The sequence below is a fragment of the Aquirufa aurantiipilula genome (assembly GCF_019923745.1).
In the GTDB taxonomy this organism is placed as follows: Bacteria; Bacteroidota; Bacteroidia; order Cytophagales; family Spirosomataceae; genus Aquirufa; species Aquirufa aurantiipilula.
Window position 1 is genome coordinate 82,879 of record NZ_JAANOG010000010.1, and the last position, 24,338, is coordinate 107,216.

Annotated in this window: 19 protein-coding genes; 9 read left to right on the forward strand and 10 right to left on the reverse strand. The window is 38.3% G+C overall.

The window, feature by feature from the left end; all coding sequences use genetic code 11:
* Positions 1–8: 8 nt before the first annotated feature.
* The 3 genes from G9H60_RS11285 to ribD are packed head-to-tail and all read left to right on the forward strand — an operon-like array spanning position 9 to position 5,189.
* Entirely contained in the window at positions 9–1,055 is a 1,047-nt protein-coding gene (locus tag G9H60_RS11285; protein WP_223144160.1) for a glycosyltransferase family 9 protein, read from the forward strand.
* 8 nt (positions 1,056–1,063) lie between these two features.
* Entirely contained in the window at positions 1,064–4,168 is a 3,105-nt protein-coding gene (locus tag G9H60_RS11290) for an efflux RND transporter permease subunit (RefSeq protein ID WP_223144161.1), read from the forward strand.
* Complete coding sequence (ribD, locus tag G9H60_RS11295) at positions 4,161–5,189, forward strand: bifunctional diaminohydroxyphosphoribosylaminopyrimidine deaminase/5-amino-6-(5-phosphoribosylamino)uracil reductase RibD (protein WP_223144162.1); 1,029 nt, start codon at positions 4,161–4,163, stop codon at positions 5,187–5,189. The genes G9H60_RS11290 and ribD overlap by 8 nt, the downstream gene beginning before the upstream one ends.
* Here ribD and G9H60_RS11300 read toward each other — a convergent pair.
* Positions 5,181–6,503, reverse strand: coding sequence for an Nramp family divalent metal transporter (locus G9H60_RS11300; protein ID WP_223144163.1), 1,323 nt, complete (start codon positions 6,501–6,503; stop codon positions 5,181–5,183). The genes ribD and G9H60_RS11300 overlap by 9 nt on opposite strands.
* Before the next feature lie 128 nt (positions 6,504–6,631).
* On the opposite strand from G9H60_RS11300, the gene G9H60_RS11305 reads away from it, so the two are divergent.
* Entirely contained in the window at positions 6,632–7,294 is a 663-nt protein-coding gene (locus G9H60_RS11305; protein WP_223144164.1) for a metal-dependent transcriptional regulator, read from the forward strand.
* An 18-nt stretch (positions 7,295–7,312) separates the two neighbouring features.
* On the opposite strand, the gene G9H60_RS11310 is transcribed toward G9H60_RS11305, so the two are convergent.
* The 4 genes from G9H60_RS11310 to G9H60_RS11325 all read right to left on the reverse strand — a co-directional run bounded on the left by G9H60_RS11310 (position 7,313) and on the right by G9H60_RS11325 (position 12,952).
* A complete protein-coding gene (locus G9H60_RS11310; RefSeq protein ID WP_223144165.1) occupies positions 7,313–10,252 on the reverse strand; it encodes a DEAD/DEAH box helicase in 2,940 nt (979 codons plus the stop codon).
* Between the two features lie 108 nt (positions 10,253–10,360).
* Complete coding sequence (gene prmA, locus G9H60_RS11315; RefSeq protein ID WP_223144166.1) at positions 10,361–11,188, reverse strand: 50S ribosomal protein L11 methyltransferase; 828 nt, start codon at positions 11,186–11,188, stop codon at positions 10,361–10,363.
* Between the two features lie 7 nt (positions 11,189–11,195).
* A complete protein-coding gene (locus G9H60_RS11320; protein ID WP_223144167.1) occupies positions 11,196–12,143 on the reverse strand; it encodes an MlaD family protein in 948 nt (315 codons plus the stop codon).
* A gap of 8 nt (positions 12,144–12,151) precedes the next feature.
* Positions 12,152–12,952 (reverse strand): N-acetylmuramoyl-L-alanine amidase family protein, encoded by an 801-nt coding sequence (locus G9H60_RS11325; RefSeq protein ID WP_223144168.1) that lies wholly within the window; start codon positions 12,950–12,952, stop codon positions 12,152–12,154.
* Positions 12,953–13,114: 162 nt separating this feature from the next.
* On the opposite strand from G9H60_RS11325, the gene G9H60_RS11330 reads away from it, so the two are divergent.
* Positions 13,115–15,832 (forward strand): putative LPS assembly protein LptD, encoded by a 2,718-nt coding sequence (locus tag G9H60_RS11330; RefSeq protein WP_223144169.1) that lies wholly within the window; start codon positions 13,115–13,117, stop codon positions 15,830–15,832.
* On the opposite strand, the gene msrA is transcribed toward G9H60_RS11330, so the two are convergent.
* Positions 15,829–16,386, reverse strand: a complete 558-nt coding sequence (gene msrA / locus G9H60_RS11335; RefSeq protein WP_262900024.1) for a peptide-methionine (S)-S-oxide reductase MsrA — start codon at positions 16,384–16,386, stop codon at positions 15,829–15,831. The genes G9H60_RS11330 and msrA overlap by 4 nt on opposite strands.
* A 161-nt stretch (positions 16,387–16,547) precedes the next feature.
* Between msrA and G9H60_RS11340 the strand changes: the two genes are divergently transcribed.
* On the forward strand, positions 16,548–17,186 hold the full coding sequence (locus tag G9H60_RS11340) for a phosphatase PAP2-related protein (RefSeq protein ID WP_223144170.1): 639 nt from the start codon (positions 16,548–16,550) through the stop codon (positions 17,184–17,186).
* Here G9H60_RS11340 and G9H60_RS11345 read toward each other — a convergent pair.
* From G9H60_RS11345 to G9H60_RS11360, 4 genes are all read right to left on the reverse strand, one after another.
* Positions 17,183–19,111: a polysaccharide biosynthesis protein gene (locus G9H60_RS11345; RefSeq protein WP_223144171.1), complete on the reverse strand. Its 1,929-nt coding sequence runs from the start codon at positions 19,109–19,111 to the stop codon at positions 17,183–17,185. The genes G9H60_RS11340 and G9H60_RS11345 overlap by 4 nt on opposite strands.
* A gap of 104 nt (positions 19,112–19,215) precedes the next feature.
* Entirely contained in the window at positions 19,216–19,917 is a 702-nt protein-coding gene (locus G9H60_RS11350; protein ID WP_223144172.1) for a WbqC family protein, read from the reverse strand.
* Between the two features lies 1 nt (position 19,918).
* Positions 19,919–20,944, reverse strand: coding sequence for a thiamine-phosphate kinase (gene thiL, locus G9H60_RS11355; protein ID WP_223144173.1), 1,026 nt, complete (start codon positions 20,942–20,944; stop codon positions 19,919–19,921).
* Between the two features lie 47 nt (positions 20,945–20,991).
* Entirely contained in the window at positions 20,992–21,477 is a 486-nt protein-coding gene (locus G9H60_RS11360) for a hypothetical protein (protein ID WP_262900025.1), read from the reverse strand.
* A 98-nt stretch (positions 21,478–21,575) separates the two neighbouring features.
* Between G9H60_RS11360 and G9H60_RS11365 the strand changes: the two genes are divergently transcribed.
* The 3 genes from G9H60_RS11365 to G9H60_RS11375 all read left to right on the forward strand — a co-directional run bounded on the left by G9H60_RS11365 (position 21,576) and on the right by G9H60_RS11375 (position 24,195).
* Entirely contained in the window at positions 21,576–21,815 is a 240-nt protein-coding gene (locus G9H60_RS11365) for a cytochrome b5 domain-containing protein (protein WP_223144174.1), read from the forward strand.
* Positions 21,816–21,819: 4 nt separating this feature from the next.
* Positions 21,820–22,680, forward strand: a complete 861-nt coding sequence (locus tag G9H60_RS11370) for an N-acetylglucosamine kinase (RefSeq protein ID WP_223144175.1) — start codon at positions 21,820–21,822, stop codon at positions 22,678–22,680.
* Positions 22,681–22,773: 93 nt separating this feature from the next.
* Entirely contained in the window at positions 22,774–24,195 is a 1,422-nt protein-coding gene (locus G9H60_RS11375) for a TonB-dependent receptor (RefSeq protein ID WP_223144176.1), read from the forward strand.
* The last annotated feature ends 143 nt before the right edge of the window (positions 24,196–24,338 follow it).

Here is a 24,338-nt window from a genome sequence, read left to right on the forward strand (position 1 = left end):
GATAAAAGATGCCCAGCATTTACCTAAGTACAGCTCTTTGGCAATTTAAATTCCGCAAATTAGCTTATTTGTTTGCTGGTTTAATTGCCTATGTACAGCTTTGTACTTGGGTTATTTTTCAGCGTTTATTTCAGCCATCTCGACCTGTTTTGGGGATTTTACTGGCCCAACATTTAGGTGATATTGTTGCTTCAGAACCCATCATACCTGCCTTACATGTTAAATACCCGAAAGCAAAACTAGTTTGGATCATTCAAGGCCATTTTAGACCACTTTTGGAACACCATCCTGGAATTTTCCGCTTGGTAACTGAAAAAAATATGCTGTTTAGCTATTTCCTAACCAAGTGGAATCCCTTTCAACATTTTTTCAATCTTCATTTAAACGAATTAAGAAAAGATCCTTATTTCCATATTCCATTAGAGAACGAAAAAGCCAAAGAGCTGAATATCAACATACACAATTACTACGCTCAGCATAATTTATTAGAGAATTTTTCTCAATTAGCTGGCCTAGGATTAATCACGGGACAACCTACGCTTTACCTACCTAACAAAAAATTCCCTCTCCCATTTGAAGGCAATTATTGGCTTATTCATCGTATCTCCAATGACCCTTGTCGGGAATGGACTGATGAGAATTGGGTTAAATTGATACAAGCTGCCATTCAAGAATGGGATGTGAATATTGTGGAAATTGGAACAAGCCAAGGTCTTACTTTTCAACACCCAAAATTTCTTTCTTTGGTTGGTAAAACCAGCGTAGAAGACAGTTTATTCCTTATCAATTCCGCGAGTTTTTTTATTGGAATTGATTCAGGACCAACGCATTGTGCAAATGCCTTTCAAATTCCTGCCTTGGTAATGTTAGGTGAATTTGCCGACTTTAAAAAATACATGTCTTATTCAGGGGCATATCAATTGAGTCAAATTGCCAGCCTGGTATACCATGAAAATGGCCCAGCTAAAGATTTAAGCTTTGACGAGGTTTGGAATAAACTCCAAAACGCTTTAGAAGTCAATCCTATTTTACACGAAATACCAAATCATAAATAATACATATTATGGCCTCTCTATCAGAAACCAGCATTAAACGACCCGTATTATCCATTGTAATGTCCATCACTATTATTGTGTTTGGAATCATTGGATATACCTATTTGGGGGTTCGTGAGTTCCCATCCGTGGATCCGCCTGTGGTAACGGTCCAGACTTCCTATACGGGAGCTAACGCCGACATTATTGAATCTCAAATTACAGAACCTTTAGAGGAATCCATCAATGGTATTGCTGGGGTTAGAACCTTAGCTAGTTCCAGTAGAGATGGTCGTTCAAGCATCACAGTAGAATTTGATTTAGCTGTCAATATTGAAGATGCAGCCAATGATGTTCGTGACCGTGTTTCTAGAGCTATGGCTTTATTGCCAAAAGATGTGGATCCTCCAGTAGTTGCCAAAGCTGATGCAGATGCCAACCCCATCTACAATATCAATATCTTCTCTAAAACGCGCGGTTTATTGGAATTAAACGAGTTAGCCACAAGAAATGTGAAGGAAAAATTCCAAACCATTCCAGGAGTAAGTTCCGTACAAATGTGGGGAGAGAAGAAATATGCCATGCGTATGCACATTGACCCAGAACGTTTGGCTTCTTTCCGTTTAACGGCTCCAGATATCGTTTCGGCATTAAGTAAACAAAATATTGAGTTGCCATCCGGAAGTATTGAAGGTGCGAATACGGAATTAACGGTACGTACTCAAGGTAGAATGACTACCGTAGAAGACTTCAATAATCTGATTATCAAAGAACAAGATGGTCGATCTGTGAAATTTTCCGATGTTGGTTTTGCCGAGTTATCTCCAGAAAATGATAAAACTTTCTTTAAGCGTGATATGACACCTATGATTTCCATTGCGGTGATTCCTCAACCGGGATCCAACCAAATTGAAATCGTAGATGCCATCAATAGAAAACTTCCTCAAATTCGCCAAACCTTACCGGCTGACGTAGAATTAAAAGAAGGCTTTGACAATACCAAATACGTACGTAAATCCTTAGTAGAGGTAGAAGAAACTATCCTTACTGCCATTTTATTGGTAACCATCATCATCTTCTTATTCTTGCGTGACTGGAGATCAACCTTGATTCCTTTAACAGCAATCCCGGTCAGTTTGATTGGTGTATTTTTCTTCATGTACTTAGTCGGGTTCTCGGTCAATGTACTAACACTATTAGGAATTGTACTTTCCATCGGACTTGTTGTGGATGATGCTATTGTGGTGTTGGAAAACATCTATTCCAAAATTGAAGATGGCATGACGCCATGGAAAGCGGCCCTAGAAGGTTCGAAAGAGATTTATTTCGCTGTAATTTCTACCACCATCACTTTAGCTGCGGTTTTCCTTCCTGTAATTTTCTTACAAGGTATTACAGGGCGTTTATTCCGTGAATTTGGTATAGTGGTGGCTGGTTCAGTTATCATTTCAGCTTTTGTTTCCTTGACCTTAACACCCATGTTGAGTTCCAAATTGTTGAAAGGCGGACACCATAAACCTTGGTTTTACCGTGTTACAGAACCTTTCTTTGTTTGGTTAACTGCAGCTTACCAGGGATCATTGGAATCTTTCTTGAAAATCCGCTGGATGGCTTGGGTTATCATGGTCTCTTTGATTGGTATCATTTATACCTTGTTTAAATACGATGCCATCCCTTCTGAATTAGCCCCTCTTGAGGACCGTGGAGCCTTACGTATTAGTTCTACAGCACCTGAAGGAGCCACATTCGATTATATGTTGAACTATACTGATAAAATGGCTAAGTTTTTGATGGAGGCCATTCCAGCTAAAGAACGTTATGCGATTTATGCCATTACTTCTCCACCTTTTGGAAATGGTGCTGCCAACACAGGTAGTTTCCGTATTTTATTAGGTGATCCTGAAAAAAGAAGAAGTCAACAGGAAATTGCGGATGAACTTTCTCCTAAAATCAAGAAGTTTACTGGAGCGAGATCCAACTTAATACAAGAGCCAACACTTTCTACCGGACAGCGTGGTGGCGGTGGCTTACCGATTGCCTTTGTGGTTCAGGCTCCTAATTTTGAGAGTTTGAAAAAAATCATGCCTCAGTTCCTAGCGAAAGTGCGTGATAATCCAAAATTCGAAACATCGGATGTCAATTTGAAATTTACCAAACCTGAATTACGCATTGAAATTGATCGTGCCAAAGCTCAAAACCTAGGTATCGCTATTCAAGACATTGCACAAACCCTTCAATTAGGACTTTCAGGTCGTCGATTCGGCTATTTTATCATGGATGGCAAGCAGTATCAAGTAATTGGTCAAATCGATAGACCCATGCGTAATGATGTGAATGATTTGAAATCATTATACGTTAAAAATAACCGAGGCGATTTAATTCAATTAGATAATTTGGTAAAAATTACGGAACAAAGTACTCCTCCGCAGCTTTACCGTTATAACCGTTATGTAGCGGCTACCGTTCAAGCTCAAATGGCCAAAGGGGTAACCTTGGGTGAAGCCTTAAATGAGATGGATAAAATAGCCAAAGAGACTCTAGATGTTTCTTTCTCTACCGCTTATGATGGACAAAGTAAGGAATTTAAAGAATCTAGTTCTTCTTTATTATTTGCATTTGCCTTAGCCATTTTATTGATTTACTTAATTCTATCGGCTCAGTTTGAAAGCTTTATTGATCCCTTAATTATTTTATTTACTGTGCCTCTTGCCGTGGCAGGTGCCTTACTAACTTTATGGGATTTCAGTCAGACATTGAATATTTTCTCACAAATTGGTATCATCGTGCTCATCGGTTTGGTTACGAAAAATGGTATTTTGATTGTGGAATTTGCCAATCAAAGAAAGGAAGCTGGATCCAATAAAGTCTTAGCGGTTCAAGAAGCAGCTACTGCTCGTTTCCGCCCTATTTTAATGACATCCCTTTGTACCATTTTAGGTATTTTACCAATTGCACTTGCTTTAGGTTCTGGTTCTCAAAGCCGTGTATCCATGGGTATTGCTGTAGTAGGTGGTATGTTATTTTCTACTACTTTGACCTTGTACATCATTCCAGCTATTTATAGCTACATGTCTAGCAACTTAAAACACCAAGGTGAAAAAGAAGAGAGTCCTTCTTTGGTAGGCCATGAATAAACAAGAGATTTGGATGCAACGTGCCCTGGATTTATCCCTATTGGGATCAGGGCGTGTTGCACCTAATCCCTTAGTAGGTTGTGTCATTGTTAAAAATGACCAAATCGTCGGTGAAGGATGGCACCAAGCATATGGCCAAGCACATGCAGAAGTCATGGCCATCAATTCATTAGCCAATCCTGAAGATAGCATAGGCTCTTCTGTTTATGTTAGCTTAGAGCCTTGTTCTCATACAGGAAAAACTCCTCCTTGTGCTGATTTATTGATTCGATCCCAAGTTAGGGAAGTCATTATTTGCAATCTAGACCCCAATCCACTGGTAGCAGGAAAAGGAATTGAAAAATTAAAAGATGCGGGAATTAAGGTTTCTCAAGGAGTTTTAGAGAAAAAGGGTACTGACATCAACCGTCACTTTTTTACTTTTCATACCAGGAAAAGACCCTATATTACCTTAAAATGGGCTGCCTCTCAAGATGGATTTATTTCCCAAGAAAATGGGAAGCCCGTAACGTTTTCAAATCCTGCAAGTCAAGCCATGGTGCATCAGATGCGTACCCAACATCAAGGGATATTGGTCGGTGTCAATACCATCATTCAGGATAATCCACGTTTAAATGTCCGCTTATGGCCGGGAAAAAATCCCATTCGGATAGTGTTAGATCCTCATCACCGTATCCCCCAAAGCAGTCAAGTACTTCAAGATGGGCAGGTCACGTGGATTATTACAAAACATTTCGCTGCAGAAGATGGCCCATATAGCTGGTTCAACATTGGAAATGAATACAGCATTGAGGATATACTAGAATTCGCCTATCAAAAAGGCCTGATTTCCATTTTGGTAGAAGGTGGTGCAAAAACCCTTGAGGCCTTTCTACAATCTAATTTAGTGGATGAAATTTGGAAACAAGAAAGCAGTATTCAACTAGGAAAAGGAATTGCTGAACCTCAACAATCGCTTAACTGGAAAAAAGGGATACAAGTGGGAGAAGACAATGTGTGGTACCAGGCTGATTTAAGCTAGGCCAAATATTTGCATCAATAAATAGGCATTCAGACCTAAAATCACAGCACTAATTATCCAAGAAAGGGTCGTCAACCATACTGGATTCACAAATTTACCCATCTTAGCTTTGTCACTAGTAAACCACACCAAAGGAATTACTGCGAAGCTTAATTGCATAGAAAGTACCACTTGGGAAAAGACTAATAATTCCCCAACCTTACTATCTCCCCAAATCCAAGTGATGAAAAAGGCTGGAAGAATAGCCAACATTCGAGTAATCAATCGACGTAACCAAGGAGCCAATTTCAAATCAATAAAACCTTCCATGACGATTTGACCCGCTAAAGTCCCTGTTAATGTGGCATTTTGGCCAGAGGCTAATAAGGCTATAGCAAATAAAGCTGAGGCCCATTTACTCCCTAAAACCGGATCTAATAATTGATAAGCATCTCGTATATCAGCCACATGTGGCATTCCATTGATATGAAAGGCTGATGCAGCTAAAATCAGAATACCTGCATTGATAAAAAAGGCTAATCCCAAAGAAAGCGTTGAATCAATCGTAGCAAATTTAACCGCTTTGGTTTTATCAGCATCGGTATGAGCAAACGCGCGCGTTTGAACGATACTCGAATGTAAATACAGATTATGAGGCATTACTGTAGCTCCCAAAATACCTATGGCAACATATAATTGACTAGAATCTTGAAAAATTGATGCTTGTGGAACAAGTCCTTTCATCACACTACCAATATCAGGCTGAGATAGCAATAATTCGTAACCAAAGCAGAGTGAAATTACTGCCAATAAAGACATGACAATAGATTCCAGCACCCTGAAGCCACGGTGCTGGAAGTATAAAATTAAGAACACATCCAATATGGTAATCAAAATACCATACAGAATTGGAATGTCAAAAAGCAAATTTAACGCAAGAGCTGACCCAATTACTTCAGCTAAATCACAAGCTACTATCGCTAATTCACAGAGTATCCAAAGAAAAATGGCTACCGGTTTAGAAAAAGCTTCTCCACAGGCTTGTGCTAAATCGCGGCCTGTAGAAACTCCCAATTTTAATGCTAAATGCTGTAATACAATGGCAAAAAGACTGGAAATAAATATAACCGACAACAGGGTATAACCAAATTGAGAACCTCCAGCTAAATCAGTAGCCCAGTTTCCCGGATCCATGTACCCTACTGCCACCATAAATCCAGGGCCAATGAATGCGCGTAAATTTTTCCAGAAGCCAGGTCCTGAGTGAATGGGAATACTTCCGTATACCTCACTTAAAGAACGAGTCTTACCTTCTGATCGCCAAGCATTTGACATGGAATAATGGTTTTATTACAAACAAATATAGATAAGAATTACGATTAAACAAAAATATTTTTTAGTCGAGGCTAAAAATTTATTTTCTGTCGCATTTTGCTTACTTTTATACAGTATAACAATAGAAAATGGCCACATCATTTGCGGAAGAAAATTATTTAAAAATTATATATCGATTATCGGAATCGACTTTAGAAGATATTTCTACCAATGCTGTAGCTGAATTAACGCAGACCAAAGCCGCATCAGTAACCGACATGCTCCGCAAACTGGCCGAGAAAGGTTGGGTGAATTACCAAAAGTACCAAGGAGTAAGACTGACTGAAGAAGGTGAAAAAATAGCTTTGTCAGTCGTAAGAAAACACCGATTATGGGAAGTTTTTTTAGTTGACAAAATGGGCTTCAATTGGGATGAAGTTCATGAAATTGCGGAACAATTAGAACATATTGAATCCGAAGCCTTAATCAATAAATTAGATGAGTTCCTAGATTTCCCTAAAACAGACCCGCATGGTGATCCTATTCCCAATAAAGAAGGTATTCTTCCTGAGTTAAGCTATGTCCATCTATCGGATTTAAAAGAGAATAAAGCTTGTGTATTGATGGGAGTTGCCAAGGATTCAGCAGTTTTTCTTCAATTGCTCACGCGATTAAATTTAAGTTTAGGAGCAAAACTCATGGTAAAAGAGATCAATTCTTTTGACCGTTCCATATCTGTGTCCATCAATGACTCAGAACCGGTTTTCATTAGCCATGAAGTGGCTAAAAATATCTTAATTAAATTAGGCTAATTTAGAATACTGGAAAGCTTAACTCAATAAATCTAAGACCTCGTCTTCACTTAAGTTTCTCAGTATACTTTCGTCAGAAGTAACCAAATCATTGGCAAGATCCAATTTCCTTTGTTGCAATGCCAAAATCTTCTCCTCCACCGTCTGTTTAGAAATAAACTTATAGGTAAATACGGTTTTGACTTGACCTATTCGATGCGCACGATCAATCGCCTGCGCCTCCGCTGCTGGATTCCACCATGGGTCCAACAAAAAGACATAATCCGCTGCGGTTAAATTCAACCCTACTCCACCGGCTTTTAAAGAAATCAAAAATACCGACTGCCCATCTGCTTTTTGGAAACTTTCCACCTGGCCTTTTCTGTCGGATGTACTTCCATCCAAATAGGCATAGGCGATGTTTCTTTCATCCAAGGCTTTTTTAATCAGAGCTAAATGCTGGACAAACTGACTAAAAATCAACACTTTATGATGCTGCTCTAAGACTGTCTCCAACTTTTCTAATACGGCTTCCATCTTACCAGATTCCCCCTCATAACCTTCTTCACATAAAGATGGATGATTAGCCAATTGGCGTAATTTAGTTAAACCTTGTAAAACGGAGAATCTAGATTTTTGCAAACCTTCATCCTTGATTTGTTTCAACAAGACATCGCGATAAAAGGATTTCGTTTTATCGTACAATCTTTCCTGCTCTTCCGACATCACACAGTATGTAACTGATTCCATTTTAGCAGGTAAATCCGCTGCCACTTGTCGTTTTTCTCTTCGTAATAAATATGGCTTAATCAAGAAATACAAACGCTTCTTTTTCTCAGCATCTGCTTTCTTTTCAATAGGCACTTGGAACAAATCTTTGAAATAACGCTGTGAGCCAAGTAAACCGGGATTGACAAAATTCATTTGTGACCAAAGATCCATGGTTGAATTCTCCAATGGAGTACCTGTCATCACCAAACGGTATTTAGCCGTAAGCTTCTGAACGGCTTTAGTAATATTTGCCAGTGGATTTTTAATCGCTTGTGACTCATCCAAAATGACATAACTAAAGGCTTGCTTTTCAAACCAATCAATATCTGACCGCACCATGCCAAAAGAACAAAGTATCAAATCTACTTTGCCTAATTGTGCTTGCAATTTTTCTCTTTGAGGACCACTGTAAACAAGTACCCTTAACTGAGGAGTAAATTTCTTTGCCTCCATTTCCCAGTTATATAACAAAGAAGTAGGCATCACCAATAAACTCGGTAAAGTCTCCCCTTGCTCTTTTAAGCTCTGCAATAAACATAAAGTCTGAACTGTCTTTCCTAGACCCATATCGTCTGCTAGGCAAGCACCTAAGCCCGCCGCCTGACGTGTCCGCATCCAGCGGTAGCCTTCCATCTGATAAGGTCTTAAAGTTCCTTTGAACTGCTTAGGAACTGGAAACTCTTTGGTCTCCAATGCCAAGTCATTCATGGTTTTACTACGTAAAGCCGTTTTGACCAAATCCTGATTTTCCCATTCTTGAACCAATTGGAAATGTTGGCGCCTTAAATACACCCCATCCTCACCTGGTCTGGTCTCTGAGAAATAGAATAAATCTTGGTAATCATGAAACCAATTATCGGGAATGATAGCAATGGAGCCATCAGGTAAATGAAACTCTTTCTTTTTCTGTAAGATCAACTGACGAATCTTCAAAAAGGGTATTTGGAATTCCCCAAAGGAAATAATCGCTTGAATATCAAACCAATCCAACTTCTCCCCAATTCTGATTTTAATTTCAGGTTTACCTAAGAAATAACGTGGAGCTTGTCCATCGCCTTTAAACTGAACACTAAAACCTGCTTGATCCAATGCCGATTTATGTAAAGTCAACCATTGAACAGCCTCTCCACGAGACATAACGGCCTTTCCATCTAATTCAATTTGTAATCCTAAGGATTTTAATTGCTGGTAGGCTCTTTTTTCCTTGGTCAAGGAGCGCATGATTTTTTGGAAAGCATAGCTATCTCCTTTTTTCTCAAATAGGACATTCGCTTCGGAACCTAGACCATCCCATGGGAAGCGATTATTGCCATATTGAAATGATAACACAAAATTCCAACGGTCAGCAGCTTCCAAAGCCGCTGATTTTTTACTCGGAACTTTCTCCTCTTCTACTTTATTGACAATAGGTCCATAAGAAAGGAGATATTGGCAATTTTTTTCTGTGTTAAATATCTCAAAGCCTTTGGCATGAACAGGATACCTAGCCACCATCGCTTTCACAAACTTGCGGAAATAATCCTCCTCCATGTTCTTGGGAATCACCACAAACTTTTTATTCAAGAATGGTCTTAATTTTTTCCCTTCCAGCGCTGGCTTAAAATGATATAATTTTTGATTCAATAACATCCAGGCAGGTTCATCACACAACACCATGGCGTCTTTATATTGAAACTCCAACTTGTTTCCTGCGTATTTTAAAGTAGGGAAATAGTGGGTATTTTCTTCATTTCGCATAAAATGAAACAGCACCTCAACAGGCTCAGGTTGTATCTGTACATGCTGGCGCATTGGGTTTCCATCATTCCCCATGATGAACAAAGTCTTATCTGGACAAATCAACTCAAATACTTGGCCACGCTTTTTTTCAACGACACTCAGCACTGCTTCTTGAATTTCCTTCTCTCCTTTTTCTGCATCAAATGTCTTCAAGTAAAACTCTTCCATCGTTTTACGCTTGGAAGTATTGAACTTTTCAAAAATAGCGGCAGGCTTCATCCCTTCGATTAACTTCACCGCTTGCTCATCACGCTCATCCAAGCCATGGGCAAATTCATGAAAATTTCGAGTCGTTAAAGTTTGATATTCCCAGGTTAATTGAGATTTTTCATTTAACTGCACCACAAAGACTTCGAACAAATAGCCGAGGCATTCATGGGATAACAAAGAATACATTACCTGAAAAGGCTTACTAGGGGAGATCTTCATGTAAAGTAAAGCACTCGATTACACGAGTTCTTAGAGTAAAACCTTCAAAAATAAGGTTTTTAAACGAAATACCGAAAAAATATAGGCTAATATTAGAAAACTACAAAATTATAGCTTTCTCAAGTGTAAACAGGTCCAGCGATTTTTCTCCTTTTCGGAAATAAATGTAAGACCAGCTTCTGAGGCTTCTTGCAACAATAATGGCACATCCTCCTGATAGAATCCACTTAATAATAAATGTCCTCCAGCTTTAATCCGAAGAGCATATTCGGCCATTTCATCCAATAAAATATTGCGGTTGATGTTGGCCAAAACTACATCATATTCATCTGCAGATTGTTCCCGAATCGTTCCTAAATCAAATCGAATGCCATTCAAATCATTCAATGCGGCATTTTCAATTGAATTTTCAACAGACCATTCATCTACATCAAATCCATTCACCGGATTTGCTCCTAGTTTTTTAGCTACAAAAGCCAAAATCCCCGTTCCAGTACCTGCATCTAACACGGATTTATCTTCCAAGTCTAAAGTAAACAAAGCTTCGACCATCAAACTTGTCGTTTCATGATGCCCTGTTCCAAAAGACATTTTGGGATTTATGACCAATTCCATCTGATAACCAGGCTCAGACTCATGAAAACTTGCACGAATAAACAATAAATTAGAAATCCGAATCGGATCATAATTACTTTCCCAGACCTGATTCCAATTCTGCTTTTCAATACGCCCCATTGCTACATCTATTTGACCTAGAGATTGGTAACGATCTATTATTTCTTGAAAGGACTCCTGATTAAACAAGGCTTCTGGACAATATGCAAAAAATCCTTCTTCTGTATCTTCAAAAATATCAAAACCTATTTCGCCAAGTTCTGCCAATAGGATATCCGACAATTCAGCAGAAGCTGAAATACGCGCTTGAATCGTTGCCATGTTTTAATTAATTACTAGGAGGTGTATCTTTCTTCCCAAATACGGAAATATTCACATATCGCTTAGGTTTCAAGCGGAAGTCGATCAATAATTTATCTAAATCCAATAAGGTCTTGTTTAAACCCACGTACAAGCTATCATTCTTTAAGAATTTACCTGCCGTACCTTGACCTTTTTCCAAACCAGAAACAATGCGTTGTATGGACGCAACAGCCAAATTAGCTTCATGCAATGTCCTCCCCACCTGTAAGGCTTGAAGTGAATCCGCTACGGTATTAAATTTGACTAAGATTGGTTTCAATTGTTTTTCAGTTTCAATCAGGCTCTGCGACAGTATTTTCATGTTGGCAGAAATCTGAGCAATGTTGTTCCGGTTTTCTTCTACCATCCCGTTCACTGAGCCATTAATTCCTTTAACTGTGCTATTGGAGCTTTTGATTAGTTCATTTAAGTATGAACCCGTGTGTTCAAATTTCTTACTAATTTGACGAAAGGAAATCAATAGAGAGTCGGCGTTCTCTATTACAGGAATAGCTCTCTCTTTTAACAAAGAGGTTACTCCTTTTTCCAAGGAACCCGGAATAAAAGACTCCTCAGGTAAGGCCCCTTTTCCCGCATATTCCAAACGAATAATTTTCCCTCCAAGCAGAGCTCCATCCATTAAGATTGCCTCCGTTTTATCTGGAATGACTAAATCTTTAGCCAAACGTAGTGTAACTAATATTTTATTACCTTTTTCTGGCTGTAAGGTGACTGATTTTACCTTACCCACTTCAATACCATTGACCATGACTTGATTGGATACCATTAAGCCATCCACATTGTCATATTCAACGTAATAGATTCTAGAAGAAGAAAACACATCGTTTCCTTTTAGAAAATTGAAGCCAAAATAGAGGATTAAAAAGGCGATTAAGGCCAAAAACCCAACTTTTAATTCATTACTTTGAAACATGTCAGAATCTATTTTTCGATTTCTTCCTTATACTTTTTAAATGCTCCTACAATAGCATCCGCCACCTCTGATTGACCTTTATCCGAATTTAAATAACCCTCTTCTTCTGGGTTAGTTAAAAATCCTGTTTCAATCAAGACACTGGGCATTGCTGTTCTCCAAATAACTAAAAAACCAGCTTGCTTAACCCCAAAGCTCTTTCTATTGTACACTTTCGCAAACTGCTCTTCTACTTTAGACGCAAATTTCACCGAACTGGCCATGAAAGCACTTTGGTAATTGGCCATCATGATATGGGCTAGAGGAGAACTAGGATCAAAACCATTATAAGTAGTTTGATAATCTTTCTCTTGCAAAATAACGGAGTTTTCTCGTTTGGCTACGTTCAAATTGCCATCTGTTTTATGCAAACCCATCGTGTAGGTTTCCGTTCCATAAGCTGCCCTGTTGGGTGCCGCATTACAGTGCACCGAGATAAATAAATCTGATCGATTGCGGTTGGCAATATTAGCTCGCTCATTTAACTCTACAAAATCATCGGTATCTCGTGTATAAACCACCTTTAAATCAGGGTATTCGCTTTTTAAACGCTTTCCAACTTCCAATATAATCTTCAACGTTACTTTCCCCTCTTGGGCACCCTTGGGGCCTAAACATCCCGGGTCTTTTCCCCCATGACCAGCATCCAAACATATCGTTTTAACCAAGTTACGCTTAGCAGCACGAGTAGGCTCAGGAAGACTTGGTATGGCAGCGATTAACAAGCATGTTAAGGCAAATCCAACAAAAGCTCTAAGAACTGTAAACATTATTTTAATGAATTAGACGTAGGTAAGTCGCAAAGATGTAATTTTGTATGCTTATACAAAGACAAATATAATTTTTAAATTCCATCCTTCGTTCATTAACGTGCGAATTTATCACCATTCCCTTGATGATATTCACATGCTGAACGTTGAACTAACGCTGATTTGATAAAGAATTGCATCTATTTTCTTTTCGTTGTTTTAATTTTAACCTGCATAGGCCTACCTAATGTCCATGCTCAACGAATAGTTCGCGCCGATACAATTCAAAAAAGTATTCCAAAAGACACTGCTAGCAAGAGTCAAGATTTACAAACTACTGTCTTTTATTCCGCGGTTGACTCCACCGTTTTAGATGCTGATCAGCAAATAGTAAACTTGTATGGTGGTGCCAAAGTAAAATATGGTAACATCAGCTTAGAAGCAGAATACATCCGCTTAGATTGGGCAAAAAACGAGGTTTATGCCAAAGGAACCTTTGATACCACCAGCAAAAAAATGGTGGGTCTACCAGTATTTACTCAAGGAAGCGACAAATATGACTCTGATGAAATTCGCTATAATTTCAAATCAAAAAGAGCTATCATCAAAGGTATCGTCACCCAACAAGGTGAAGGTTTTGTCCAAGGAAAAAATGTCAAAAAAGATGAAGAAGAAAACCTCTACATCCGAAATGCCATATATACAACCTGTAATTTAAGCCATCCCCATTTTAACATTCGGGCCAGTAAAATTAAAGTGGTAGGCAAGAAAGAAATCATTTCTGGACCATTTCATTTTGAACTGAACGACATTCCCCTGCCCATTGGTTTACCTTTTGGTTTTTTCCCTTATTCTCAGCCCAAAGAAGCGGGTAAATCAGGGATTTTAATTCCCACATATGGAGAAGAGCCTTCTGGCCGTGGGTTTTATTTACGTGATGGGGGATATTACTGGGCAGCTAGTGAAAATATTGGTATTCGATTCACAGGGCAAATCTATTCCAAAGGAGGCTGGGGTTTAGGTGCCAATTCCCAGTATAATAAGCGTTATCGATATTCAGGCTCATTTAACTTGGCCCTCAATCGCAATAATTCTGGCTCTGAATTTAGCCCTTCAACACGTACAGATTTTGCCTTACAATGGTCTCATAGCCCGAGAAGTTTAGGTAATTCAAGTTTCTCGGCCTCAGTTAATATTGCATCGAATTCTTACAATCAATTCAATACCTTCAATACACAGCAATACCTTTCTAATACCATTGGTTCTTCTGTACAATACACCAAAGCCATCGGGCAAAATTTTAGAAGTGGAATCAGTCTACGTATCAACCAAAATACAACTACTCGCGTTTTTGATGCAGGTACCGATTTCAATCTAGGTCTTAACCAATTCCAGCCATTCAAGAAAAAGAATGCCATAGCTGATCGATTCATCGATCAATTTAGAATTGGGATGGACTTTTCAGGTACAGTCAGTTTGACTAACCAAGTATCGGATTTATACACTCGATATGAATTTGATGTCTACCCACGTGAATCCAACAGCCAACGAGGAATTATTCAAAAACCCTTTATTCCAAAAAATGCAGATGATTTGCCTCCCGGAGTTATTCCATTGAATGGCAGTACCCTTCCTATGTTATTGGAAAAAGCGCAGACAAAATTCAATTACAGCATTCCATTGTCTTTACCCAATATAAAAATCAATCCCTACATCAACCTGACTCCAGGGATTTCCTGGTCAGGAAATATGTATACCCGTTCCTATAAGTACACCTACATGCCGTCTGATTCTACCGTGAGAATAGATACAGTAGGAGGATTGCCCAAATTCAGCTCACAAATTTCCTTTTCTGCTAGTATGAACACCCGTGTGTATGGAACCATGCGTTTTAGCAAAGGTAGATTACAAGCAGTACGTCATACCATGGCACCAAGTATCAGTTTGAGTTATACCCCTGATTATTCAGACCCTACTTATGGATATTACCAAGATGTGCGAATTAACAATAGAAAATTCATCAATACCAATGGCGAAGAACAAGTAGGAGATATTCGTAGAATTAGCACTTTTGACCCCCGCCAACTGAGTTATGGAGGCGCTTCGGGAAGTATTAGTTTTGGTATACAAAATACCTTGGAAGCTAAATTAAAAACCAAGTCGGATACAGCTACCAAAGAATCCGAAAAGATCAATATCCTTGACAATTTTGGAATTAATGGAAGCTATAATTTACTCGCTAAGGAATTTAACTTGTCCAACTTGACCTTTAATGCCAATTCTAGAATCAAACAATTTGATATCAACATAGGAGGTAATTTAGATCCATATTTATATGTTCCAGATCAGTCTTTTGCTGTGGTAGGAAGAAGAACTCCTGAATTAATGGTCACTAAAGGAGAGGGTTTAGCCCGATTACAATCCTTTAATTTATCCATTGGCAAAAGATTTGCTCCGGCTAAAGGCCAAGGAGAAAAAGTGAGCAAAAATGCATCAGAAGCCCAATTGAAGCAAATCAACCGAAATCGGGATGATTATGTCGACTGGAATATACCCTGGTCATTTTCATTCAGTTATCAATTTAGCATGAACCGTGCGGGATTAGCACCATCACAAAACATCAGTGGCTTAACCTTTCAGGGGGATTTGAGCCTGAGTGAGAAATGGAAGTTTTCTTTTAGTTCTGGATATGACTTCAAATATAGTGGACTTACTTATACCAATATTTCCGTACACAGGGACTTACACTGCTGGGAGCTAAACTTCAACTGGACGCCAATAGCCAGCCCATTTTACGGAAGAGCGAGCAACTATTCCTTCGATTTACGGGTTAAATCAAGTTTACTACAAGAGCTGAAAATTTCAAGAAGAAGAAGCTTTTACGACAAAGGTGGATTCTAATTTAATTTGTCTTTAAATGCTTTTAAGAATTTATCCATCTTAGGCTTGATCACTATTTTACAATAAGGCTCTTCTCCATTTTGATTGAAATAGTCTTGATGGTAATCTTCTGCTGGATAAAAAGTGCTTTCCGCTACAATTTCTGTTACAATGGGGTTCGGGAAAACTTTCTTTGCATTCAAATTCTGCTTCCACTGATCTGCCGCTGCTTTTTGTGCGGGGGTATGATAAAATATAGCCGAACGATACTGCGTTCCCACGTCGGCCCCTTGACGGTTCAAGGTAGTAGGATCATGAGTTTGCCAAAAAATTTCTAATAAAGTCTCGAAGGACACCACTTTAGGATCATAGGTCAATTGACAAACTTCGGCATGACCAGTCAAACCGGTGCACACATCCCGGTAACTTGGGTTCTTCATTTTACCCCCCATATATCCTGAAACCACAGAATGAACACCCTTTACTCTTTGATAAACTGCCTCCACACACCAAAAGCATCCCGCTCCAAAGGTGATGGTTTCTAGTTGTGCATGACTAGACTCTGTATTTGCCATTTTTGTATTTATTTTATCTTTTGTAGCGTTTCCACATGAAAAATGAGAAAAGCTTATTACTATTCCGAGAATTACCCAGGCATTTTTCATCAATTTCTCCATTATTTTAATTTTTAACGTAGTTTTGCGGACTTAAATTATAGATAGAACCAAAGATAAGCATGAAAAGTTATATTCAATCTGTTCGAGTAAACTGGTCAAGGGCTTGGGAAGAAAGTGCTTTTCGATGGAAATTCGTAAGTGCTTTACTGGTTTTCATGCTTTTCCCATGGAAGGCAGATGATTATTTCCAGTGGATTCAGCTGCGTGAAGGTATGTTAATTCAAGACATCATCTTGGCCAATATTCCCGCCTTGAATGTCTCTTACCCTATTTTTAGCATCATTTATTGTAGTGTTATTTACCTCCTAATTCGACTAATTCCAAATCCTAACACCTTTCTTTGGTTTGCCTGGGCATTCAACCTTGAAACCTTAATTCGACTTACGTGTATTTACTTAATACCACTAAATCCACCCGTCAATTTAGTGGATTTGCATGACCCTTTGGCTGAAATATTTATTTACGGAGAGAATTTAGCCATTACCAAGGATCTTTTCTTTTCTGGACATACAGCCACCATGGTTTTCGTCTGTTTCTTTTTGCCAAACCCTAGAGAGAAAAAATGGGCTTATGCATTAACGGTATTACTCATGGCTCTCCTATTAGTACAGCATGTACACTATACCATGGACGTGCTAGCGGCTCCCATTGTAACCATTGGAGCAATCTTTTTAGCAAAAAGGTGGTTGAAAATCTAACCCTTGGAACGGATTGATGCTTTATCCAATTGTTCGAAAACCGAGTTATTGGATTTGTATTCAGGAATAATATCTTTGATTTTAGAGACTAACTGATTACTCGTACCATGGTCCAAAATATGTTCTAATTCATTGGATTGAATTTCCATGTAGGAATAACTTGGGGTATTGACTTTGGCAATTAATATCTTGGGGTGATGCGTTGGCAAGGTATTTTCATTGTTATTTAACAACTCTTCATACAATTTCTCTCCAGGTCGCAAACCGGTATATTTAATTTCAATATCTCGGTCTACCCGAAGGCCACTCAGAGTTATCATCTTTTTAGCCAAATCGATGATTTTAACTGAATCCCCCATATCAAAAACAAATACTTCCCCCCCATTTCCCATAGTAGCAGCCTCTAAAACGAGTTCACAAGCTTCAGGAATGGTCATGAAATAGCGGGTAATATCAGGATGGGTAACGGTCACTGGTCCACCCCGCTCAATTTGCTTTTTGAATAATGGAATAACTGATCCACTTGAGCCTAATACATTCCCGAAACGTGTGGCAATGAATTTGGTAGAGACACCCTCTAAATTATTCATGGATTGCGTATACATTTCGGCCAATCGCTTGGTAGCTCCCATAACATTCGTAGGATTCACGGCCTTATCGGTTGAAACCATCACAAAACGCTCGACATGATATTCTGCTGCTAATTCTGAGAGAATTTTAGTCCCTAACACATTAATTCTTACTGCCTCGTAAGGATTACTTTCCATCAAAGGCACATGCTTGTAAGCCGCTGCATGAAAAATAAAGTTAGGCTTATGCGCAGAGATTATCCTAGACATACGTTTCTGATCCGTCACATCGGCCACGTATACAGATAATTTAGTATTAATGGGAACACTCGATGAAATTTCAAATTCTAAGTCAAACAATCCTGATTCTGCTTGATCTACCAAAATAATGGATGCTGGCAAATAAGCTACTAATTGACGAACGATTTCACTTCCGATGGATCCAGCAGCGCCTGTTACTAAAATAGTTTTACTGAATAGCTGTTCGGCCACTTGCTTATTATTCATCTGAATAACATCTCGACCCAACAAGTCTTCAATTTTTACATTATGAATTTGATTGACGGCAAATTCTCCCCCCACCCACTTTTCTACTGGAGGCAAGATTTTAACAACCACTCCTCGATCCAAAAAAACATCCGTTATCCTTTTTTTAACTTTCAAAGATATTTTATTAATAGCCATGATGACTTCCAAACCTTCTGTTTTATCCACAAACTTGTCCATGGCTTCCGCCAAACTATACACGCGAATTCCTTCAATAGTCTTCCCTATTTTTGATTCATTATCATCAATAAAACCTAAAATGGAATAATTAATTCCACGGTCATTTTGTATGACGTTTTTAGTTAGCATTCCTGTATATCCTGCTCCATAAATCAATATCCCTACAGAAGGCCTGAATTCACGAATAAATGACTCATAAAATGATTTAACCCAAAACCTCAATGAGACCATTAAGAATAAGCAGATAAAGAAATCAATAAGTAAGATGGATAGAGGCACGTAAAACATGGTATCCAAATTGAAATAATACCTTACTACCAGGGATAGCATGGTGGCTAAGAAAGTTCCGGTAAATACGGCCTTCAAAATGATAACGGCATCCTCTATACTAGTATGTCGGATTATCCCCGTATAGGATTGGAAATACAAAAATGAAAGAGCTCTAAAGACAAAAAGAAATAAGAAATGGTACTTAAAAACATTGAAATCTATGTCTGTCAAACGAAAATTCATGCGAAGCAGAGTTGCCGCAGAGAAAGAAAAAACAACAATTCCCAAATCAAAAGCAAACACTAACCACCTGGAAAGGAAGGTATTGGAGTATTTACTGAGGAGTAAAGATTGTGACATAGAACTCGATTACTTTCAGAACTTTCTGTTAAAGAGAATTCCAACAAAGTTAACAAATCTACAATCAAATAGTATGTAAATTTATTAAACGGAATACTGATTGATCAAATCAAAGAATAAGTTGAAAGCATAGATACGATATCTTCTTTTGAATTCCACATCAGGACATCAATCATAGAAAGTCCTGGGATAAAATCCTGCTTACTTCCTTGAGAATAAGGAACTAAGGATTGATTTAAGAAATTTAATTGAAATCCTTGTTCGGCGAAATATTCCTTTTGGTATAGTTCTTGACCGTTCTTGGCATTGATATACTCCTTGCTTCCCAATTTTTCGGTAATAGCCATGAGTCTTTCAGCACGATCTAGGTCTTTTGAAACCCCCAATTCTGAACTAAAGTGAAATCTTTTTTCTAAGTTCAAATACTGCCAAGTTTCCATGACGCTATTAGCTGCCAAATCAGCAATACTTGTGGGCTTTTTTTGTAAAACAGACTCAATTAATTCCATCACTGCCAAAAAGTGAGGGGCTTTTTTATAGGCCGACTGGACTTGTTGCAGCCATTTATTAGGAAATTCAGGTCCCCAAGCTATGCTAGATTCTCGAATACTTTTATTCTGACTTTGTTTTTCTAAGGGGATAGTGAATAAAAATGCATGTTGTTGCATTAATATTTGATTTCTATTTATCCAGCCTTTTTTAATGAACATGACATCGTCATAAAAGACAAAATCATCCACCGATTGAACTAATTGAAAATAGCCCAAATAAGGGAAAAAATAAGGCTGCATGATAGCTACTGACATATTATTGTGGGCCAAATCCTGGGGCTGTCAAAGCTACAACTTGCTCAGATTTCATCACAAGCACGCGTTCGGTAGGAATATCCGTCATGTAACCAATGGCTGTAACATCGGTTATCTTACTTACTTTATCAAAATCTGCTTGCGCTATGGTAAATACTAATTCGTAATCTTCGCCCCCATTCAATGCCGCTGTCAATGGACTAATACTGAATTCAGTAGCTACTAAATAAGTCTCATCGTCGATCGGTATGTTTTTCTCAAAAATCCTGGCACCCGTACCTGAAGCATTACATAAATGCAAAATTTCAGAGGCTAAACCATCCGAACAATCGATCATTGAAGTTGGAACTACACCTAATTCTTTTAAATCATGAATGATATCAAAACGGGCCATCGGCTTAAGTTGGCGCATCACTACATAATTCTTTTCATTCAGTTCAGGTTGCATATCGGGATTAGCCAAGTATACCTGTTTCTCTCTTTCCAGGGACTGTAATCCCATCAAAGCTCCTCCTAAATCCCCAGTCACGCAGATAACGTCATTGGGTTTTGCACCACTTCTCTTTACGAGTTGATCTTCTGCGACTAAGCCTAAGGCACTCACGGAAATAATTAATCCTTGGGGAGAAGATGTCGTATCGCCTCCCACTAAATCAACTTTATATTCTTCACAGGCAAGCTTTATTCCTTCATATAACTCTTCTACTGCTTCCACTGAAAAACGATTACTTAGACCTAGACCTACAGAAAGCTGAGCTGGTATAGCATTCATAGCTGCTATATCAGAAAGAGCTAAACTAGTAACCTTAAAGCCCAAATGTTTTAAAGGAGTATAAGACAAATCAAAATGTACTCCTTCTATAATAAGTTCCGTTGTAGAAACAACTTTAAATCCATTGGCTTCTAAACCTGCTGCATCATCACCAATGCCTATAGATGTCCAAGGTTGATGTGATGTGAAACCTTCTGCTAATCGTTGAATGAGACCAAATTCTCCTAAAGACCCGATTTCTGTTCTTTTCTCCATAAACTAGAAAAGCCGCCCAATGAGGCGGCCTCATGATTAATTTGTGATTAAGGATTGACTAAACTCAACCTAATCTTTTTATTACTTGCTTTTGCGTATGCCGTAGTAGATTCCATCACCAAGCTACTGGCTGTTGGTACTCCAGAAATAGTGAATGCCAAAGTTCCTCCAGTACCTGTTGGCTCTGATCCATCGCTTGTTTTCAAGCTTGACAAAGTCAAAGTTTTATTATCTGAGGACAAACTATAAGTTCCCGTAAATTTATTTCCATCGTATTCCGTTAAAGAAACGGAGGAAGAGCTACTTAAATCTAATTTAAACTGAGCATAACCTGCAATTAAATTAGAAGTAGCTGTTTTATCGTATTGGACATTTCCATCCCATTGAATGTTGGATGCTGACCATACCTTCTTGATGAGATCAGAAACTAGTGGTGTAGGGGTTGGGGGAGTTGGGCTAGGATCATCCTTACTACAAGCAGCTAAAAAACTTAAACATAAGACGGAAATAAATACGCGAAATGTATTTTTCATAAATCCTGTAACATTAAATAACAAGTAAAATTAAAAATCTTTGCTTACAAAACGGCTTTTCATGCTTTTTATTTAGTTTCGTGCTAATTATAATCACATTGGACTCTACTCTTCCACACTATTCACGGGCACAGTTAGCCTTAAGAAATGGACAAGATCGCCCTGAAATTTGGGTCGCTTTCCAAGGGAAAATTTATGATATGAGCCATTCCCGACTCTGGAAAAATGGCAAACATTATGAACATTGGGCAGGACAAGATCTGAGTAATGAATTAAAAGATGCGCCCCATACCGCACAAGTTTTTGACAAATATCAAGCCATTGGCATATTAACCTAATTTCATGATTCTACTAATAGAAAGTGGCTCAAGTAAAACAGAATGGAGGTATATTGCTACTCCAAATGAAACATATCAACGTTTTCATTCTTTGGGAATCAACCCCTATTATCAAACACCTGAAGAGATTGAAGTTTCTCAAAAGGATGTACTTACTCAACTAAGCAAATTAGCGGTTGAGGAAATATATTATTATGGAACTGGCATTACGGATGATTCCAAAAGAGCAATTATTAGCAACTGGCTTTCACCCAATTTCCCTGATGCAAAGATCATTCAAGTAGACAATGATTTAATTGCGGCGGCGAGATCGCTCTGTGGTGATGATTCTGGTATTGCTTGCATATTGGGTACAGGTTCCAATTCAGGATTTTTTAATGGAAAAGCCATCACGGAACAAATACCGCCATTAGGCTTTTGGCTTGGGGATGAAGGCAGTGGTGGTTTTTTAGGCAAACAATTGATATTAGCTTATTTACATCATGAGCTACCGAATGATCTTCGCGATTTATTTATTAAACGTTTTGGTGAATTAAATCGACTAGAAATTTTATCTAGAGCTTACCAAGGAGAATATCCGAACAGGTGGTTTGCTGGTTTTTCCAAGTTTCTGTTTGATCACCGCAAACATCCGTATTGTTATCAAATGATAGAACATGCTTTTCAAGAATTTATCCGACTGTATGTTAGTAAATATTCCGAAGTAGAAACTCAAAAAATCCATTTCACGGGTTCTGTTGCCTTTTATTATTCGGACATTTTGAAACAAGTGTTGCGGAAAAATCGTTATCACGTTGGAAATATCAGTGAAAGCCCGATGGCAGGTCTAACCTTATATCATAAATCAAAAAGATGGCCTGAATAGGTTAGGATGTTTTCAAGAAAATCATGTAAATAGCAGTATAATTATATAACTTTGCTAAGTAGTAGCCTTCGTAATCAATTAACTCATTCGTCTATGACTGCCAAATTAAAATCCATAGGGACGAAACAAAAAGCCCTTCAGATCAATTTAGATCGCAGTATATATGGTTCATTTGCAGAAATAGGTGCAGGCCAAGATGTCGCTGCTAATTTTTTCAAAGCAGGTGGAGCATCAGGTACCATAGCCAAAACTATTTCAGCGTATGATATGGCTTTTTCTGACGCTATTTATGGGGAAGAAGAATCCGGCAAATATGTTTGTGAGCCGCGCTTGATGAAAATGCTCAATCGTGAGTTCAAATTATTGAAAGTGCGTTTGACGGAGTCAGCTGATGAAAAACGTTTCTTTTCCTTTGCAGATACTGTTTCTGCTTTAAATTACCAGAAAGATAATGATGCACACGGCTGGGTAGGATTACGCTTTCAGTTAAGTCCTAATGGTCCTGTGAATGATGTGGTTATACATATCAATATGTTGGACAATGACAATATACTCCAACAACAAGCATTAGGAATCATCGGGGTGAATTTGATTTATGGTTGCTACCATTATCATGCAGACCCAGAAAAAATTCTAGTTTCATTATTGGACGACCTATCTCCTGATCGAATTGAGATTGATATGATTCGCTTTGAAGGTCCTGATTTTAAGGAGGTAGATAATCGATTGATGTCTTTGTACTTAGTGAAGCATGGCTTCACTCAAGCTGCTTTATTTGGGCCAGACGGGAATGTCATGCAACCTTATGATGCTCTTTCAAAAAAGCACATTGTTGCCATCCGTGGACGATTCAGACCTGTAACCAATATCTTTTCTGACATGGTCAAAAAAGGAATTAAACAGTTTGAAAATGAGGCTGATATAGATGACGATAAAATTTGTGTGGTTTCGGAATTAACCCTTCGGAATTTAGAGAATGAAGGAAATCATATCAATGAAAAAGATTTTTTAGATCGAGTAGATATTTTATGTTCCTTGGGTCAAACGGTCTTGATTTCAAATTTCCACGAATACTTCAAACTAGTGGCTTACCTCAGCAAATTTAGTCGCCTAAAAATGGCCTTAATTATGGGTATGCCTAACTTAGAATATATCCTTGAAGAAAAGCATTATACCCAATATCCGGGGGGCATATTAACGGCATTTGCTAGCCTATTTGGTTTAAAAATTAAGCTTTATTTATATCCTACCTTGGATGAAAATGGACAACTAATCAATTTGAAAAGCTTCCAACCTGAGGCTCACCTAACGGGTTTATTCCAATATTTATTGGATAATGAAAAATTGGCAGACATACATTCCTATGATGAAAATTTGATGAAAATCCGTACCGATCGTGTGTTGGATTTAATTCAACAAGGTTCGGGCGAATGGGAAAATCTAGTTCCAAGTTCAGTGGTTAAACTAATTAAGGAAAAAGCATTATTTGGTTTTCCAGAAAAAACATTGGTTTAAATTCCAATAAATGAGGTGTCCCGTCCTAAAATAGGTTGACAGTTTTTTAGTAAATATAGTCCTTGTCAGGTAAAACTGGCAAGGATTTTTTGTAATGTATTTGATTGGGAGTTTTATATTCTAAAGCTAAGTGAGGTCTTTTG